General features: G+C 56.0%; 12 protein-coding genes and 3 pseudogenes. 9 read left to right on the top strand and 6 right to left on the bottom strand.

Annotated elements, in window-relative coordinates:
* Positions 1–38: 38 nt before the first annotated feature.
* Both BLM14_RS32580 and BLM14_RS32230 read left to right on the top strand, forming a co-directional pair.
* Entirely contained in the window at positions 39–257 is a 219-nt protein-coding gene (locus tag BLM14_RS32580) for a hypothetical protein (RefSeq protein ID WP_335672092.1), read from the top strand.
* Between the two features lie 58 nt (positions 258–315).
* A complete protein-coding gene (locus tag BLM14_RS32230; RefSeq protein WP_335672095.1) occupies positions 316–693 on the top strand; it encodes an enolase C-terminal domain-like protein in 378 nt (125 codons plus the stop codon).
* 195 nt (positions 694–888) lie between these two features.
* On the opposite strand, the gene BLM14_RS27255 is transcribed toward BLM14_RS32230, so the two are convergent.
* Complete coding sequence (locus BLM14_RS27255; protein WP_100003193.1) at positions 889–1,839, bottom strand: LysR substrate-binding domain-containing protein; 951 nt, start codon at positions 1,837–1,839, stop codon at positions 889–891.
* A gap of 158 nt (positions 1,840–1,997) precedes the next feature.
* Here BLM14_RS27255 and BLM14_RS27250 point away from each other — a divergent pair, with 158 nt between their 5' ends.
* The 3 genes from BLM14_RS27250 (at position 1,998) to proX (ending at position 5,964) form a co-directional block, all read left to right on the top strand.
* Complete coding sequence (locus BLM14_RS27250) at positions 1,998–3,548, top strand: trimethylamine methyltransferase family protein (protein WP_100003192.1); 1,551 nt, start codon at positions 1,998–2,000, stop codon at positions 3,546–3,548.
* 37 nt (positions 3,549–3,585) lie between these two features.
* The gene (locus BLM14_RS27245; RefSeq protein WP_100003191.1) at positions 3,586–4,689 is read left to right on the top strand and encodes a GlxA family transcriptional regulator; all 1,104 of its coding nucleotides are present in this window, start codon (positions 3,586–3,588) and stop codon (positions 4,687–4,689) included.
* A 303-nt stretch (positions 4,690–4,992) separates the two neighbouring features.
* On the top strand, positions 4,993–5,964 hold the full coding sequence (gene proX, locus BLM14_RS27240; RefSeq protein WP_100003190.1) for a glycine betaine/L-proline ABC transporter substrate-binding protein ProX: 972 nt from the start codon (positions 4,993–4,995) through the stop codon (positions 5,962–5,964).
* A gap of 339 nt (positions 5,965–6,303) precedes the next feature.
* On the opposite strand, the gene BLM14_RS27230 is transcribed toward proX, so the two are convergent.
* Complete coding sequence (locus tag BLM14_RS27230; RefSeq protein WP_237143687.1) at positions 6,304–7,386, bottom strand: FAD-binding oxidoreductase; 1,083 nt, start codon at positions 7,384–7,386, stop codon at positions 6,304–6,306.
* Positions 7,376–8,629, bottom strand: coding sequence for an aromatic ring-hydroxylating oxygenase subunit alpha (locus BLM14_RS27225; protein ID WP_100003188.1), 1,254 nt, complete (start codon positions 8,627–8,629; stop codon positions 7,376–7,378). Before BLM14_RS27225 ends, BLM14_RS27230 begins: the two co-directional genes overlap by 11 nt.
* 171 nt (positions 8,630–8,800) lie before the next feature.
* Here BLM14_RS27225 and BLM14_RS27220 point away from each other — a divergent pair, with 171 nt between their 5' ends.
* A complete protein-coding gene (locus tag BLM14_RS27220) occupies positions 8,801–9,682 on the top strand; it encodes a LysR substrate-binding domain-containing protein (RefSeq protein ID WP_237143686.1) in 882 nt (293 codons plus the stop codon).
* 128 nt (positions 9,683–9,810) lie between these two features.
* Here the strand turns inward: BLM14_RS27220 and BLM14_RS32220 are convergent, their stop codons facing one another.
* Together BLM14_RS32220 and BLM14_RS27210 are read right to left on the bottom strand one after the other, a co-directional pair.
* On the bottom strand, positions 9,811–10,026 hold the full coding sequence (locus BLM14_RS32220; protein WP_237143719.1) for a helix-turn-helix domain-containing protein: 216 nt from the start codon (positions 10,024–10,026) through the stop codon (positions 9,811–9,813).
* Positions 10,027–10,962: 936 nt separating this feature from the next.
* On the bottom strand, positions 10,963–12,612 hold the full coding sequence (locus BLM14_RS27210) for an MFS transporter (RefSeq protein ID WP_100003186.1): 1,650 nt from the start codon (positions 12,610–12,612) through the stop codon (positions 10,963–10,965).
* A 426-nt stretch (positions 12,613–13,038) separates the two neighbouring features.
* Here BLM14_RS27210 and BLM14_RS32215 point away from each other — a divergent pair.
* Together BLM14_RS32215 and BLM14_RS27205 are read left to right on the top strand one after the other, a co-directional pair.
* Positions 13,039–13,264, top strand: a pseudogene (locus BLM14_RS32215) (hypothetical protein); the annotation flags it as partial.
* A gap of 49 nt (positions 13,265–13,313) precedes the next feature.
* Entirely contained in the window at positions 13,314–14,789 is a 1,476-nt protein-coding gene (locus tag BLM14_RS27205) for an NAD-dependent succinate-semialdehyde dehydrogenase (protein WP_100003185.1), read from the top strand.
* Between the two features lie 439 nt (positions 14,790–15,228).
* Here the strand turns inward: BLM14_RS27205 and argF are convergent.
* Positions 15,229–16,145, bottom strand: a pseudogene (argF, locus tag BLM14_RS27200) (ornithine carbamoyltransferase).
* 433 nt (positions 16,146–16,578) lie between these two features.
* On the opposite strand from argF, the pseudogene BLM14_RS27195 reads away from it, so the two are divergent.
* A pseudogene (locus BLM14_RS27195) lies at positions 16,579–16,800 on the top strand (VOC family protein); the annotation flags it as partial.
* Positions 16,801–16,940 lie beyond the last annotated feature (140 nt).

Genomic DNA, 16,940 nt, shown 5'->3' with positions numbered 1-16,940 from the left:
GTGGTTGAACTTATCGCCGACGAGGGCATCCGGATTCGATGAAACCTGTCCCGTCGGTCCAGTCTACCAGCCCCAGCATCACTCGGGGCGCGCTTGAAGAGACGGGTAGAAGCCTAATTGGCCTTGATCCGAGAAATTTTGAACAATTGAATCGTGCTATGGAGTCCGTGCTGAGCGGCAGCAGGTACGCCAAGGACGCAATCGACATTGCCGCCTGGGATATCTACGGTAAGAGCCTATGGACGAGGGGTCTGTGACCCGTTGGACGGAGCGACAGTGCGGGGAACGCCGACTCCAAGGCTATGATCGTATCAGATTAAGATCTGGGGGCGTGGGATCGATATCGAGACGCTCCACGGGGTAAAGGAGGCTATCAAGCCCGGCATACGCATAGCCGCTGACCCCAACCGAAGCCTAACAAGCAGGGACACACTCTTCTTATCCCAAAGGCGCCGGGACATCTCATTCGTTCTGGAACAGCCCTGCAATTCGATGGAGGAGATCGCCGCTGTCCGCAATCAGCTTTGCCATCCAGTGTACATGGCCAAATTGGCCGAAGACGTGAACAGTGTGTTGCGTGCTAACTCTACCGGGCTTGTCGATGGTTTCAGCATGAAACTCACCCGGGTAGGCGGCATTGCGGACCATGCGGGATATCTGCGATGCGCGCAGCCTGCCGCATACATGCGATGACGCATGGGGCGGAGATATCATCGCCGCGGCGTGCGTGCATGTTGGCGCGACGGTCACTCCGTCCAGATTTGAAGGTTCCTGGATCGCCGCGCCCTACATCGACGGGCACTATGATGAGGAGAATCCTGTCCGCATCGAGGGCGAGTTCCGACTGGACCGGGCGTTGGTGTCGTTCCTGACATGGCGAAGTTTGGCTCACCAATCGCGTCTTTTGGCTGACGCCAAGTTGTCGGGTGCTATTTTTCGCTCTTGTTCGGCCATCTCGAGTAACCAATCCTTGAAGACAACCGCGGCAGTCGATAGCTCGCGGTTGTTGTTGCTTGTGAGATAATAAGCGCCCGGTGCCGGAAGCATCAATTCGGTGAGCCTCACGAGCTTTCCCTCGTCGATCAAATTCCGGACCAACCGATCCCATCCCACAGCAACGCCTTGGTCCGCCATGGCAGCCTGCAGGGCGACATTGAATTTGCCGAAACGACGGCCGCCGTGCAGGGCGTGGGGAATGCCTGCGCGCAATAAGACTTCTTCCCATCCAGCCCAGTCCGGATCGACCCAGTCGACATGCAGGTGAGGGAGCTCAGCCAGCTCCGCCGCGGTCACGCCCTCGTGTGCCGCCGCAAATCCCAGTCCGCAGACAGGATAAATTGTGTCGTCGAACAGCAACTCGGCCGTCTCATCGAGCCAGGCACCAAACCCGTATCGTATCCGCAGTTCGACCTCGGCACGGCGGTAATCCTTTGCGCTGTCGGAAATCAAATGATCGACAACGATGTCGGGATATCGCCGCCAGAAATCAGGCATTCTTGGGATCAGCCACATGGTCGCAAAAGCGTCGGAGCAGGCGATCGTCACATTCCGCGCCCGATCACCACGTTTGATGGAGCGAACGACATCTGAGGCCTTGGAGAAACCGCTGGCGAGAACATTGTACAGCTCTTCTCCGGCATGGGTGAGCGCGACCCCCTTCCCACTCCGCACGAAGAGCGGAACGCCAACTTCTTCTTCTATCGCCTTCACCTGTCGGCTGATCGCGCCAGGCGTCACGTTTAATTCGCTGGCCGCCAGCTTAAAACTAAGGTGACGCGCCGACGCCTCGAAGACGGCGAGCGTCGTGAGCGACGGAAGATTGTAGAACCTGCGAACCATTTCGCCCTCCCAAAGCGATACCCCCCCCCCCCGCAAGCTAGCATAATAGTCAACTGCCGCGTGAGACTTTTGCATTTGGTTATAGACCGCTCGGTCATTAGTCTAGCTCCTGCGCGACATCAATCGCACAAGACAACCCTGCGGGGAGAACAGGTGCTATGAACATGCAATCCAATGCTGCCAGAAGAGGCGGTCGAGATGCCCGCCGAGTGCTTCGCACCACTCCAAAGTTCCAGATGCTCCCGACCTTGAAGCGTGGGCTTCCTGACCTGGAACCCATGAACGAGGAGCAGATCGAGCTCATTCACAACGCGTCGATGGATATTCTCGAGGAGGTGGGCGTCATCTTCCGCGACCCGATTGCGCTGGAGGATTGGAAGCGCGCGGGGGCAGATGTCCGCGGCGAGCGTGTCCACCTCGACCGTGCGCTCATTATGGACTTGATCAAAACAATCCCTCCTGACATCAAGTATTACGCTCGGAATCCCGACAATAATGTTGAATTGGGAGGCAAGAACTCGATCTTCGTCCCGATGACCGGCGCACCCTATATGCGCGACCTGGACGATGTCCGCCGCGGTCCAACCATCGCCGATCTCGGCACCTTCCACAAGCTCGCCCACATGATGCCGGCGCTGCACTCTTCCGCGCATCACATCGTCGAGCCGATGGACATCGTGGTGGCCCACCGCCACCTCCACATCACGTACTCGTCGATGAAGTATTCAGACAAGATGTTCATGGGTATGACCACGTCGGCCAAGAACGCCGAAGATGTCCTCGATATGTGCGCTATCCTTTTCGGCACGGAGTTCCTCGAAGACCATGCTGTCGCCACGGGCAACTGCAACGGAAACTCGCCTCTCGTTTGGGACCAAACGATGCTTGGAGCTATGCGTGCGTTCTGTCGCCGGAACCAGCCCATTTTATGCTCGCCGTTCGTCCTGGGCGGCGCGAACACGCCCGCGTCGACAGCCCCGGCGGTTGCGCAGCTGAACGCCGAGGCACTATCGGCGCTCGCCTATACCCAGGTGATACGCAAAGGATGCCCCGCGATCTACGGACACTTTCTATCGACAGTCTCAATGCAATCGGGAGCGCCGATGGCCGGAACGCCCGAGATTTCCCTGATGAACTTCATGATCGGCCAGATGGCCCGGCACTACAATGTCCCGTGGCGTACCTCGAATCTTCTGGGCGGTGCGAAGGTCTTCGACGCCCAATCCGGCTACGAAAGCGCTATGACGATGATGGCTGTCCTCATGTCGGGGGCCAATTACATCTGGCATTCGGCCGGCTGGAACGAGGCGGGCATGCATTGCTCCATCGCCAAATTTTTGGTCGACTCGGAAGTTTGTGCGATGGGATACCGTATGGCGGAAGGCATCAAGTGGGATGACTTCGACGAAGGTCTCGCCGCGGTCCGCGACGTCGGACCAGGCGGTCATTACCTCGGACATCCCCACACACAGGCAAATTTCGAGAAGGCTTTCTTCATTCCGAAGCTATTCGACAACAACAACGTCGAGCAGTGGGTCGTCGACGGCTCGAAGGACATCAAGCAGCGCGCGCTCGAGCAGGCACGCTATCTTCTTTCGGAATATCAGGAACCGAAACTCGATGTTTCGGTCGACGAGGAGCTATGTGCCTATATCGACCGCCGGAGTCGCGAAATCCCAGCCGTCGATGCGCTGAATGAGGAGCACTGAAGAGACGGCCCGGCACGTTGGTGAGGAGATATGACGCATGAGAACTTGGGAATGGACGGATGGCATGGCCGCTTACTCAGTGGATGGGGTGGCGACCGCCAGCAGATCGAACGTCACTGACTTCGACGAGGTGAGCACGATCGCGATCCTTTTGTTCCCAGGTTTCTCTCTTCTTAGCCTCTCATCCTTTCTTGCACCGTTCGAGAAAGCGAACGCCATATTGGGGAGGCAAAGATTCCGCTGGACGTTTGCCAGTAGTTCAGGGGTATCCGAGACCTGCGGCCTAGGACTGGCGATGCCCGCCCCCCTTCGCTTTTCGGAGGTCATGCCGAAAATACCGTTGTCCGGCAATACAGAAATGGTCGTGATGGTAGCCGACGGCATCACCGATAACGGCGCGTTAAGTGAGCTGGCGGGCCCGATACGCCTTTGCATCCGGCAGAACATTCCGATCGTTGCCCTTGGAACGGCCACATGGCTTTTGGCCGAGATGGGTGCGCTGAAGAATATCGAGTGTACGATTCATTGGGAGAAAATGGCCGCATTTTCGGAAACCTTTTCAGGACCGCGGATGACAGACGCCATTTATACCACGGACGGCGGCATTTGGAGTTGCGCTGGCCAAATCTCCGCCTTCGATCTCGGAGTAGCCCTACTCGAGCGCAACCTGGGATCACACTTGACCACCGAAATCTGCAAAAGCAACGTTGTCCAAGGGGTAAGGGACCATACGCATCGCCAGACGAACTGGTTTCGGTGGAAGTCATCTTGTAGAAGCGAAAAACTGCCTCAAGCCATTTCTTTGATGGAGACCTGCCTCGACGAACTGCTCCCTCTCGAGCGTATTGCCGCAACACTGACTATCTCCCGGCGGCAGCTAGAGCGTCTCTTCGAGACTTATCTCGGCACCTCGCCTCACAAGTTTTACCTCAAGTTGAGGCTGGATCGCGCAAGGCAGTTGATCGAATCGACAAACACACCGATCCTCGAAATCGCCGTTGCCTGCGGATTTGTTTCGTCCTCTCACTTTACCAAATGCTACCGCGTTGAGCACGGGTGCACCCCAACCGAAACAAGGTTCTCGCGCATGAACCGGGCGATGATGCCAAGGATGGCGCGGCGGCGCGTCACCTCCGGGTAATAGGAAACCGCGCAAAGCCGGAGTGCAGCCATCCGGCCGGTCATTGGAAATAACCATCATCCACACGCCGAATGGCAATCAAAGCGTTGAACGGGACCGGTCCCGCAATAAGTGCAAACAACTCAAGCGGATCAGTGCGTTAAAGTCACCTGACGGTCTACTTTTTTGCGGCGCTGGGTTCGAAAAACATGTGTTACCAATCTGCTTGCTCCTCGGGAGCAAGAGCTACGGCACAGACTCAAGACGCTGAGTAGTGCGCAGTCAAATATGGTCGAGCATCAATCAAAAGCAGGGGACTGAGTCATGAAATTCAAGACTGCCGCATTGCTTGGATCACTCTTAGGAATGACTAGTACGGCGTTCGCCGCTGACCAGGTTAAACCAGCCTGGAGCGGAATTGTCGAAGAACTGTTCCAAACGTACGTCGTCTCGCAGGGCTTGAAGGATCTTGGCTACGACGTCGCAGAACCCACTCAGGCTCAAATTCAGCTGGCTCATGTGGCTGTCGCCAACGGCGATCTCACATTTTTTGCGTCTCATTGGGAGCCTTTGCACACAAATTACTGGAAAGAGGCCGGCGGAGACAAAAAACTTTTGCGCATCGGCAAACTTGCAACGAACAGCCTCCAAGGCTACCTTATTGACAAGAAGACTGCTGACGCCACGGGCATCAAATATCTCGAAGATCTGAAGGATCCGGAAAAGGCGAAGCTTTTCGACATCAACGGCAATGGTAAAGCGGATCTCTATGGCTGCGAGCCCGGGTGGGGCTGTGAACGCGTGATCGAGCGTCACCTCGACGCCTATGGACTCCTCGATACAGTCGAGCACCAGCAGGGCGGTTACTTCACCATTATTCCCGACGCGATCGAACGCATCAAGGAAGGCAAGCCCACGCTCTATTACACCTGGACACCTCTTTGGGTATCGGCAGTGCTGCAGCCGGGCAAAGACGTGGTGTGGCTCAACGTCAAGGAGACCGCCCTGCCGGAAGGTGAAACGGGTAACACCACGGTGGAAGGTCTTGGAAACCTCGGCTTTACGGTCAACGACCAAATGGTGGTCGCTAACACGGCTTGGGTGAATAAAAACCTTGCAGCCAAAAAGCTTTTTGAGCTCGTCAAAGTTCCCATCGCGGATATCAACGCAGAGAATAAGCTCGTGAACGATGGCGAGAAGTCGAACGAGCAAATCATGAAGCACGCCTCCGACTGGATCAGCACCAATAAGTCTGAATGGGACAAGTGGATCGCAGAGGCCAAAGCTGCCAAGTAAATTCGTCAATACGCTGCCCCTCGGTGTGGCAGCGTCTATGTCCCGAATAAAAGGCGGTTCCAAACGGTATCCCAATCACAACCATGCTTTGGAGGAGACCTATCTCGTGGAGTTCATGCAAGAAATAAGTGACCTCCCCCTGGTATCGGGGGATCTTTTTTCAATCCGCCGGCATAAAGCACGCGATGGGGTCAAACTCTAAGCCTCTGTTAGCCTTATGGGCTTTGCTTCCTGACCAGCAGCGACATTGAGGCCTGGTGTCTGGAGCGGACAAGCTACGGCATTGGGCTAGGGTAGGCCTAAAGTCCCCGGCCCGACTTAGTACTGCCTAAGCAAAGACTAGCGTTCGATGACGAGATCACTTAGCGGTCTGGAACAGCACGGCAGGAAGAAACCAGCGTCGATCTCTCTTTGCCTGATTCCACCATCGTGCTTCATATCGACGGTTCCGCTTATGAGCTTGGACTTGCAGGTGCCGCAGATACCACTGGCACATGATGATGGAATCCTGACACCGGATTTTTTGGCACAGGAAAGTACGGTCTGATCAGCACGGACTTCGATAGACTTTCCCTGTTTCGAAAACTGCACGCTGAACGATTTCGTTTCGACAGCCTGTGAAGCCGGCGCTGGGGCTTCCTCGATGACCCCGGCGTCAAAACTTTCTTCATGGTAGTTGGATTCGGGAGCACCCAGTTCGACGCTGATCTTTCTCGCGGCCGCCATGAACGGTGCTGGTCCGCAGCACATGACGACGCGGTCAGCGATATCCGGCGCGGCCAGCGAAAGGAACTCCTTGGATATCCGGCCCGAAATGCCCGGCCAACAGCGCTCGGTTCCGATGTCTTCAGGAAGCATCAGAATCCTGAACCCTTTGACACGTCGCGCGATATTGGCAATCTCTTCGCGGAAGATAAGGTCTTTTGGACTTCTGCCCGCGTGCAGGAAGATGACATCGGTCGACACGGCCGTGTCAGCAAGCTCCCGCGCCATCGACATGAGTGGCGTAATCCCGGAGCCACCCGACAGGAAAAGGAATTTCTTGGCCGCGGGCCGGACGAAACGGCCGAGTGGCCCCGACGCGCAGACAGACGTGTTCGGGGTCAAATTGTCGTGCAGCCAGTTCGACACCTTGCCTCCCGGGACACGCTTCACCGTGATTGTTATGGCGTTCCTGCGAAGTGGAGAGGACGAGACGCTGTAGCAGCGCCCGTCGTCCTCGTTGTCGAGACCGAGCTCGAACTTGAAATATTGCCCGGCACTGAACTCGAATTGTTTCCGGTCGGGCGACACGAACGTGAAACTTTTCACGTCATGCGTTTCGTCATGAACGTCGATGCAAACGAGTCTGTCGTCAGTTTCCGGGTCCCAATACTCACCGCTTACTTGGCTCATGGCTTGAGGCAGAAGATCAGTAGCCATGGGCCCGCATCCGTTCAATGTACCAGCTCGCGAAGTCGTCGAGAGCGCCTTCGGTGAACCTGGAATAAACGCCAGGCTCATAGCCCGGGTCCTGGATGCCGGCTTGGGCGCGAGCGACGAGCTCAGCGTCCTGTTTGGTCGTCTCGGTCCATACGTGGGTGAGTTTGGCAAGATCGTAGTCGACCCCCTCGACCGCATCCTTGTGAACAAGCCATGTCGTCCGGATCAGGGTTGTGTCGGCAGAGAGCGGGATTGCAATCGAGGTCACGGCATGGTCGCCCATGAAGTGACACCAGCTGTTGTGCCCCCAAAGATGCGTGTCGCCGAGATCCTTGCGGGTCATTGTCCCCAGAAGTTTCGACGAGGCAGCGGTCGAGTCTTCCGTCTGGGACTCGCCGGCCCCGGCGATAATCAGGCGCTGGGTACGGAAATTGGTTTCGCAGTTTCTCACCTGTTCGACCGGAGATGATGGAAATCCGTCTGCCTCCCAGTCTCTCGTGCGCTCGGTGTACATCGCGAAATGCGCTTCCGCCTCCTCCCGGTCCTCTGGGCTAAGACTGTAGGGATCGTATCCGAAATCGAGGTCGACGAACGAGACACACAGCTCGGGGTGGTTGGCCGAGCAGTGATAGCACTCTCGGTTGTTCTCCATCGTGAGCTTCCAATTGCCCTTTTCAATGACGTCCAATTGGTGAGCGACCTTGGCACTGCGAATATCATAGGGCGCAAGTCGCGGCTCCATGACTTCTTCCAGGCGTTTAATGTCCTGCGGAGGATTGTCGGAAAGACAGACATAGATCAGGCCGCTGATGGACTTGAAGTTGACCGCCTTGAGGCTCCGGCAGCTCTTGTCGAAGTCCTTGCCCATATGCGGGGCATAGCTGAGCTTACCCGAAAGCTCGTAGGTCCATTGGTGGTAAGGGCAGACAAGTTTGGAGACGACGGTTGACCCGGCGTCCAGCAGTCGCGCGCCGCGATGGCGGCAGACGTTGCGGACCACCCGAATTTCGTTGTCGTCATCCCTCAGCAGGATCAGGCTTGTCGATCCGATGTCGATGACCAGAGCGTCGCCGGGCTCCGGGACATCGCACTCAAGCCCCAGAAGAATCCAGTGCCTGGAAAAGAACACCTCCATGTCCGCTTGGAAAACGTCCTCGCGGGTGTAAAGTCCAGCAGGAAGAGAATGCCCATCGATACGAGTGTCGAGCAAGGAAGATATCGGTGATGGGAGCGTGTTTAGCATAATAAATCCTTATCGATGAATTACTTTTAGAATCGCAGCAAACGGCAATATTGCAACTGCACAAATGCTCACCATTGACATTACCGTATGTAATGTGAGACTGCGCCAAGTGACCGTTGCTGAGCTAGGTCGAGGTGAAGAGTGAAAAGTCTGAGGAGTCAGCTGCCACCGTTGACGGCGCTTACCGTATTTGAAGCAGCGTCACGGTTTTCGAGCTTTACCAGGGCCGCCGAGGAACTCGGCGTCACCCAGGCCGCCGTCAGTCGCCAGATACACCTTCTCGAAGAGGACTTTGGCTTTCCTCTTTTTACGCGGCTGCACCGGCAGGTGATATTGACGGACAAAGGCAAGGCGCTTTCGGCGGCCGCCAGCGATGCCTTCAACCTCCTTGCGGAAGCTGTTACCGACCTTCGCAGGGACGCTTCCAGCGACGAGCTAACGATCTCTGCGACGATCGCATTCTCCCATTTCTGGCTGATGCCCAGAATCTCGGAGTTTTCGCGCCATTATCCCTACATCAATCTCCGCATCGTCACTCAGGACAACATGCCGAACCTCCAACGGGGTGAAGTGGACGTCGCGATCAGATTCGGCAACGGCATGTGGCCCGATGGTCATGCAGAACCGCTGTTCGAGGACGAAGTCTTCCCGATCTGCAGCCCCGAGTACGCCGGGACAGACGGGCGCATAAAAACCCCGGCGGATTTGACCTCCTACTCCCTCATCTCCAATGAAACGGACGACCCAATGTGGACTGGTTGGAACGAATGGCTCTCGTCATTTTCTATCGTGGTTCCCAAAAAGACGCGGGGATTGCGTTGCAGCTTTTACACCGAAGCGATTTATGCCGCGCTCAACGGTCAAGGGATTGCGCTGGGCTGGACACATCTTGTGGAGGATTTGTTGCGGCAAGGACGACTGGTGCGCCTGACCGACGCCGCGATCAAACCCAGAGGAGCGTATTTCGTCGTGGTCCCTACAAGGCAACGGAGTAAGGAAGCTGCAAACCTCTTCGTCAAATGGCTGCAGATAGTATCGCAGGAACCGAAGTGACGAGCGGGTAGATGGGATTCATTGGCACAATGGTGAAAATTGAAAAAAGGAGTACGAGGTGTGATCCAATCGGTCGTGCAGGTAATGAGGGGAGAGTTGAGATCGGCAGTTGCGCAGGCCTCGTCCAATCAACGCCGAGCAGCGCGCTGCTCCCTCGGCAGTGGTTCACCTTCTCGTGCGAAGGCCCTGTTCAGTGTTTTGGTGCCTAATAGTCCGCAAGCGACGGCAACTTCGGTAAAATTCAGATCTGTATCGAGAAGCAACTGCTTTGCTTTTCGTACCCTGAGTTGATCCCGCACTCTCAAAAGTGATTTTCCGAGTTCTTCCCTGAAAATTCTCTCCATCTGTCTGCGCGTTGTTCCTATTCTCCTGGCAACTTCAGCCATGCTGATGGGGTCTTCCATCGTGACTTCAAAAACCCGCAGCGCTTGCTTGACAACGCGGTTTGATACCCCTGAAAAAATGAGCGCTGGTTGCTCATTTTTTTCGCCGTTCGAATGGGATCATCAATATTGAGGCACATTTTCTCGCAAGTTCTTCGCCAAATTCTGCGGCAATGATTTCCAGTCCGAGATAGGCCGACCCATTCCTCCGGCACAGGTGTAATGCCTGCCGTTCGCCCGATAGAGGCTAATCGAGTCCGCCGAAAACTCGGCAAATTCCTCTCCGAACTCCTCCGTATGAAGCCAACTGACACAACATTGATCCTCCGGAAGAACGTCCGCCTCTGCCAGAGCAAAAGTACCTGTGCAAAGTCCGACAATACGTATTTGCCTTGTGTGTAATTTTCCGAAGCAAATCCAACAGCGCAGCTGGCGCCTTCTTATGTGGACTGATCAATCCTCCAACGACACGACATAATTGCATTCCAGGACAGAGCTAAGCTCGGCTGTTGGCTCGACAAACATCCCGGTGCTCGATTGTACGCTGCTGCCTGAAAGAGGAGTTATATCCCAGCTACACCTGATCTGACGGCTTTGGTCTTTTCATCGGCGGCAAGCCGGAGGCAATCAACGAAGAGGCTCAAAGCAGACAAGTAAACTGCGGAAGTAGTATTATGCCGAACCTTAATTTCTAGTTGGGAGTCTTCATTTCCACCTCATCTCGCCCAAAAGTTTGCTCGAGGAGGTAAGCTATATTATTCTGGCGTCGCGCCGGAGAAGACGCTACGCCTCGGTCCTGCGTCACGGAGTCTAACTTGTCTGATTGCGACGAGCACACATTGAACTGCGCAGGCCAGAGTATTCACCTCTTCGTTGTACATTGGCTTCATCTTAAGGTCATCTTGGGGGCCCTGAACCGAATGTCATCGGTTGCGCACGGGTACGGGCCGCATCTGTCGTTCGCTCGATCGAAAATTCTGTGCGTGGAGGAAGCTCTCCATCATGCAGGGCCACGAGATGCTGGCCTATCTCCTTGTCGGCTGGCGTGAGTCGATGATTGAGGCGAAGAAAGTCCATCCACGTTGGCGTGCGGAATGTCTCCGTCCATAGTGAAGGCGTTTGCAGGTTCCGCTGAAGCGTCCAGTCTCGTGCACCGGCGCGGCTCTGAGCATACCGCCTTGCCCGCATGCAGCCCAGGAAGGCCTTGATGTTTTCCTCCGCAATGGAATACTCGACTTTGACAACGATGGGGCCACTCCTGGGCTTCACGTCGAGTGCCAGTTCCGGGGCATGAAAATCCGAACCCTCTTGGTCCGACTCTTCCCAAGGATGCATTGGTAACACTATTCCCGCTGCGGCGACCAGCAACAGAGCCCCTGCGGCGCCCCCTAAAGCCAAAGTCAGTGAGTAATTCTCTGCGAGAGTACCCCAAATCCAGCTGCCGGCTGCCATACCGCCATAGGTCAAGGCGTAGTAGATCGAGAGCGTCCGACCGACAACCCATCTTGGGCTTGCCAGCTGCACCCAAACGTCAGTCCCAGTCCAGGTGATAAGCCAGCCCGCGCCCCCGACTGCCATGAAAATGACCGCTACAGCCACCGACGATGTAAGCGCCAGTGAAAGGCAACATGCCGCACAGGCGAGGGATGCGAACGCCAGCAGCCTGTTCTGAGAAAAAGTTCGTCGCAGGAAGCCGTTGCTCATCCCTGCGGTGAAGGCGCCCATGCCGAAACCCGCCAAGAGAATGCCGTAGACAATAGGCCCGCTTGCCAGCCTGTCCCTAACGACGAGGGGCAGCAGCGCGAGAATGGAAATGCTGGCCATGCCGAAAAGGCTTGCGCGGGCAATTGCCGCTCTGACTTCCGAGGACAATGCCGTGAAGCGCACTCCGTCATGAATAGCCGTCGTCATTCTCTCGCGCGGGAGAGGAGAAGAGCGAACGCGCCATTTGGTGCGCCAGATGGCGATTGGAGGCGCCAGATCAGTCAGCGCCGCGAAGGCGAAAACGACCAGCGGGCCAAAGAAGGCTAGCATCACACCACCCAGAGCCGGGCCTATGCTGCGCACGATGTTATATCCGACCGACATGAGCGTCACCGCAGCGGGAATATCGCGCTTGTCGAGAATGTCGCCGACTGAGGCATGCCAGGCCGGATCATTCAGCGCGAAGCCGCAGCCGGCCAGGAAGCCAAGTCCGAGTATGAGCCAGGGACTGGCAAATCCCAATCCGACTGAAATCGCCAGCATCAGGGATGCCACTGCGACCAGGCATTGCCCGGCAAACATCACCCACCGGCGGCTGAAATTGTCGGCAATCGCTCCGGCAAGAATTGAGAGGAAGAATGCCGGCAATGTAGAGGCAGCCTGTACGAGCGCGACCATCAGGTCGGAAGCGGAAATCGTGACCATCAGCCAGCTGATAGCCACCGTTTGCACCAGCAATCCCAGGCTTGATATCTGTGTGGCTGTCCAGATCGAACGAAATACCGGGTTCCGAAGCGGGGCAAGTGTGGTTGAATTGGACGGATGAGGATCTGCGCGCTGCATGATGTTTTTACTTTCGACGGTGCGGTAGTTTTGGCTGCGGTTAGCACAAAGTAAGTACCAGTGTTATAGGACGCTGTTTACCTGGCTTGTAGACATCCAGTATTGGCCCTATTAGAACATTACCGCACCAACCTTGTAGCTCGTCGTCACCTCAAACAGCAGGCTACCGTTAGTCCCCTGCTCATCCTCTTTGAGCGGTTTTGAGGCCTACAAAAAAGCTGGCGGTGATTGCTCACGGCCAGCAAGATTTTGTCAGTCTCGGGAGACCTTACTGTTATCCGTTCAAAGAGACATCGGGAAGCCGCTACCCCGTGCAAAAAACTAGCCTCCGAGTTGATTTTTTTTCAATAGGTACCTGCTGGGTCTCAAGAACGAGGAAGATAATATGAGCAAGATTTGGATGATCGCTGGAGCCGGTCGCGGCATGATCACAGGCAGGCCCTTTGTTTCTTCGCCGGAGCCGATTCCATCTTTGTCGGCGACACGCTGCTGACATCCGAAAAATCCCGGCGAGGATCATGATGCCGAAGGGCGTGAAAGTCGAGATCGAGGCTGTCATCGCGCTTGGCTAGTCGATCAGCAGCGAAGGCGCAGAGGCCGGAGCGATCTTTCTTGGGTGGCTCCAGCACTACCATTTTATGCGTTAACCTGATATTCGCTGCGGCAAACTTCCAAACTTAAAATCATGAGGGGACCGCGGCATGACCGTGACACAGTCGCTGACCAGGCATCTGAAAAATCCCGAGCTATTTGTTGATCTCGCCTCGGTGCCTGATCCAACCTCGGCGAAAGCCACGAGGCGTTTTCCTGTCTTTAATCCCTCCACAGGCGAGCTGTTGGCGGAACTTCCAGACATGGATGCCGTGGATGTTGCCAAGGCAATAGACAAAGCCCAGTCAGCAAAGGAACAGTGGGCAGCGCTGACCGCGCGCGAGCGTTCCAACACGTTATGGATTTGGCACGAGCTGATCCTCAACCACAGCGAGGACCTTGCCGCCGTTTTGACGGCTGAAATGGGCAAGCCGCTCGCAGAGGCGAAGTCTGAAATAGCCCACGCGGCAGCCTATCTCCAGTGGTATGCCGAGGAGGCCAATCGCATCTACGGCGAGACGATTTCAGCGCCGTCCAACGACAGGCGTATGCTGGTGATCAAACAGCCGGTCGGTGTCGTCGGTGCAATCACCCCGTGGAATTTCCCCGCCTCGATGGTCGCGCGCAAGGTCGCGCCGGCGCTCGCCGCCGGTTGCGTGGTCATCCTGAAACCCGCAGAGCAAACGCCACTTATCGCCGGGGCCATGTTCTCGCTTGCCCGGATGGCAGGATTTCCTGATGGTGTTCTTAACTTGGTCTATGCATCGGAAGGGGATGCGGTTGGCCGTGAACTTTGCTCCAATCCCAAGGTTCGCAAGATCAGCTTTACCGGGTCAACAGAGGTCGGGCGGCTCTTGATGCGGCAGTGCTCGGACCAAATCAAAAAGATAAGCTTCGAGCTCGGTGGCAACGCCCCCTTCATTGTTTTCGATGATGCGGATGTCGATGCTGCCGTCGAGGGCGCGATCCAGGCCAAGTTCCGCAATGCCGGCCAGACCTGCGTTTCAGCCAACCGGCTTTACGTACAGTCCAGTGTGCACGATGAGTTCGCCGAAAAATTCACCCAGCGTGTGCGTGCATTACGCGTCGGTGACGGCTTTGAGCCCAATGTTGCGATCGGCCCTCTTATCGATACCCGCGCCCTTGCAAAGATTGAAAACCATATTGGCGATGCCGTAGAGAAGGGTGGGAAGATCCGTTGCGGTGGCAGCCGTATCGGCCCATCGGGAACATTCTTTGAGCCCACGGTGATTACCGACGTGGTCAGCACCATGCGGCTAGCCCGGGAAGAAACCTTCGGACCGCTCGCGCCGATCATCCGCTTTGATGATGCCGAGAAGGTGGTACGCGAGGCGAATGACACGATCTACGGTCTCGCAGCCTATTTCTATGCCTCCAATCTCAAGCGTGTCTGGCGCGTTGCCGAAACCCTTGAATATGGCATGGTCGGCATCAATACGGGACGAATGTCCTCTGAGGCCGCACCCTTTGGCGGCATGAAGCAGTCAGGGATCGGTCGTGAGGGTTCGCGCCACGGTCTTGAGGCTTATCTCGAGATGAAGTACCTGTGCATGGGTGGGTTATAGTTCGCCGGAACGACACGTCTGACGTGCGCCAAGTGTCGGCCTGATCAGCCTTTCACTCTTGCCGCTATTGCCCAAACCATCAGGGTATGAGATCTGTTTCGGACCATCGTTGGTGAGCCTTTTTGATAGACGGATTGAGGTGGCTCTTTTCATTAAAGTGATCCGTCGGCAGTACCGGTGGTCGTGCAAGTACGGCACCAGTTCCGCCAACCGCAAAATTATGCCGTGTTAGATGAGGAATAGGCCCTTACGCAAGCTTCGGTGAAACTAGCGATCACATTGCGGAGCAGATCGATGACGCCTGCTTGGGCTTGCTCTATGCACTCACCTTGCAGAGGCGGTTCGTCCGTGCGCATGGCCTCGCCGTCAATATCCTCAGCCGTCGCATCAACCCTTCAACAACCCAACTGGCAGAATCAAACGCTGGCTCGCATTCGTTTCAGATCAGGCCCAGGCACCAGGCCAATACTGATTTTTGAGCATGCAAGCGGTTTTCCGCTTCATCGAAGACGACAGACTGCGGCCCGTCCATCACCTCATCAGTGACTTCCTCGCCGCGATGGGCGGGCAGGCAATGCATGAAGAGTGCATGGGGGTTGGCCTGCTTCATCAACTGGCGATTGACTTGGTAGGGCTGAATTATATGGTCACCTCGCGCTTTGTGTTCCTGGTTCATTGAGACCCAGCTATCAGTCACTACGAGATCGGCATCGGTCACTGCGTGTTTGGCATCATGACAGAGCATTATCTCGCCGCCATGGTTGCGCGCCCATTTCAGGAACTTGTCATTTGGTTCAGAGCCCAATGGCACGGACACATTCATTCTATAGCCGAAACGGGCAGCACCCTCGATAAATGAATGCAGGATGTTGTTGCCGTCGCCTGTCCAGGCGACGGTCTTTCCCTTCACTGAACCGCGATGCTGTTCGAAAGTCATAATGTCGGCCATAATCTGGCAGGGATGTGTGTCGTCCGTCAGGCCGTTGATGACCGGCACGGTCGCATGTTCGGCAAGCTCCAGCAGACGCGAATGATCCGTGGTGCGCATCATGATCGCATCCACGTAGCGCGATAGAACCCTGGCGGTATCGCCGATGGTCTCGGCGCGGCCGAGCTGCATCTCGGTGCCCGACAGGAAAAGCGCCTCGCCGCCGAGTTGGCGCATGCCGACCTCAAAGGACACGCGGGTGCGCGTGGAGGGCTTCTCGAAGATCATCGCCAGCATCTTGCCCGCAAGCGGCTTTCCAGCGGTCCGGCGCTGGTCGCCTGTTTGCGGGTCTTGGCGTCATCGAGGATCGAGCGCAGGTCTTCCGACGAAACGGCGGAAAGGTCGAGAAAATGCTTCCGGGATGCCATCTTGTATTCTCTGTATGGGCGACACCAACTCTGTACACTTCCTGCACCGAGGCGCGCTTTTAATGAAGGAGCGAATAACTCTCCTGAATGAGGTCGGGCCTTGGATGACCAATTCCGCCGTCAGCGTCAGGCGCTACAGCCTTCGCCTCTTTGTATCGAGAAGCAAATTCTTCCAAACCAGCTGCTGCCTTTTCACATATTGGAATCCATCTACTCACGTAGTCAAACGCGCACACCCAATCTCCGAAACGTAAAACACCCTGTTTCTAACCTTGTCATTATGACAGGTGTTTTCTGTTTAACCAAAGATTAGAGCACCGCGCAGGGCGGTCTGTTCATCAAGTATATAGACCGAGAGAAAACGACCTTAGGCAAGCCTTTGCGATTGTCCAATACATATACCAGCATCCTTCCATCTTGAATCCAGCTGAGATCGCCGATTGCATCCTTCCTCGCCAGGAATCCGGACGGCGGGATGCACCATATCTGCTACGAGGTGACGGACATCAACGCCGCCCGTGATCAACTCAAGGCGGCCGGAGCTCGCGTCATCGGCAGTGGCACTCCCAGGATCGGCGCACATGGCAATCTTGTGCTCTTTTTGCATCCAAAGGATTTCTTCGGGACGCTGATCGAGCTGGAAGAGGTGAACTGACATCGGCAGCTCCAGCCTCATATATTTCGATGCGCTTCGGCCATGAATTGCGTGATATCTAATGTCTTTCCGTTGCTCTGTTTCCCCCTGCCAGGTCGAGTTCATTTTCGCCGAAAGAGCTGTTGATAATGCTGCGCCGC

The organism is Phyllobacterium zundukense (genome assembly GCF_002764115.1).
Classification (GTDB): Bacteria; Pseudomonadota; Alphaproteobacteria; order Rhizobiales; family Rhizobiaceae; genus Phyllobacterium; species Phyllobacterium zundukense.
The sequence above is the reverse complement of the archived record's forward strand: the minus strand, read 5'-3'. Positions and strand labels throughout refer to the sequence as shown.

Excerpts from the sequence above, each read along its gene's own strand:
- BLM14_RS32580 (WP_335672092.1), top strand. The coding sequence starts at position 39 with ATGAAACCTGTCCCGTCGGTCCAGTCTACCAGCCCCAGCATCACTCGG.
- BLM14_RS27255 (WP_100003193.1), bottom strand. The coding sequence starts at position 1,839 with ATGGTTCGCAGGTTCTACAATCTTCCGTCGCTCACGACGCTCGCCGTC.
- BLM14_RS27250 (WP_100003192.1), top strand. The coding sequence starts at position 1,998 with ATGAACATGCAATCCAATGCTGCCAGAAGAGGCGGTCGAGATGCCCGC.
- BLM14_RS27245 (WP_100003191.1), top strand. The coding sequence starts at position 3,586 with ATGAGAACTTGGGAATGGACGGATGGCATGGCCGCTTACTCAGTGGAT.
- proX (WP_100003190.1), top strand. The coding sequence starts at position 4,993 with ATGAAATTCAAGACTGCCGCATTGCTTGGATCACTCTTAGGAATGACT.
- BLM14_RS27230 (WP_237143687.1), bottom strand. The coding sequence starts at position 7,386 with ATGGCTACTGATCTTCTGCCTCAAGCCATGAGCCAAGTAAGCGGTGAG.
- BLM14_RS27225 (WP_100003188.1), bottom strand. The coding sequence starts at position 8,629 with ATGCTAAACACGCTCCCATCACCGATATCTTCCTTGCTCGACACTCGT.
- BLM14_RS32220 (WP_237143719.1), bottom strand. The coding sequence starts at position 10,026 with ATGGAGAGAATTTTCAGGGAAGAACTCGGAAAATCACTTTTGAGAGTG.
- BLM14_RS27210 (WP_100003186.1), bottom strand. The coding sequence starts at position 12,612 with ATGCAGCGCGCAGATCCTCATCCGTCCAATTCAACCACACTTGCCCCG.
- BLM14_RS27205 (WP_100003185.1), top strand. The coding sequence starts at position 13,314 with ATGACCGTGACACAGTCGCTGACCAGGCATCTGAAAAATCCCGAGCTA.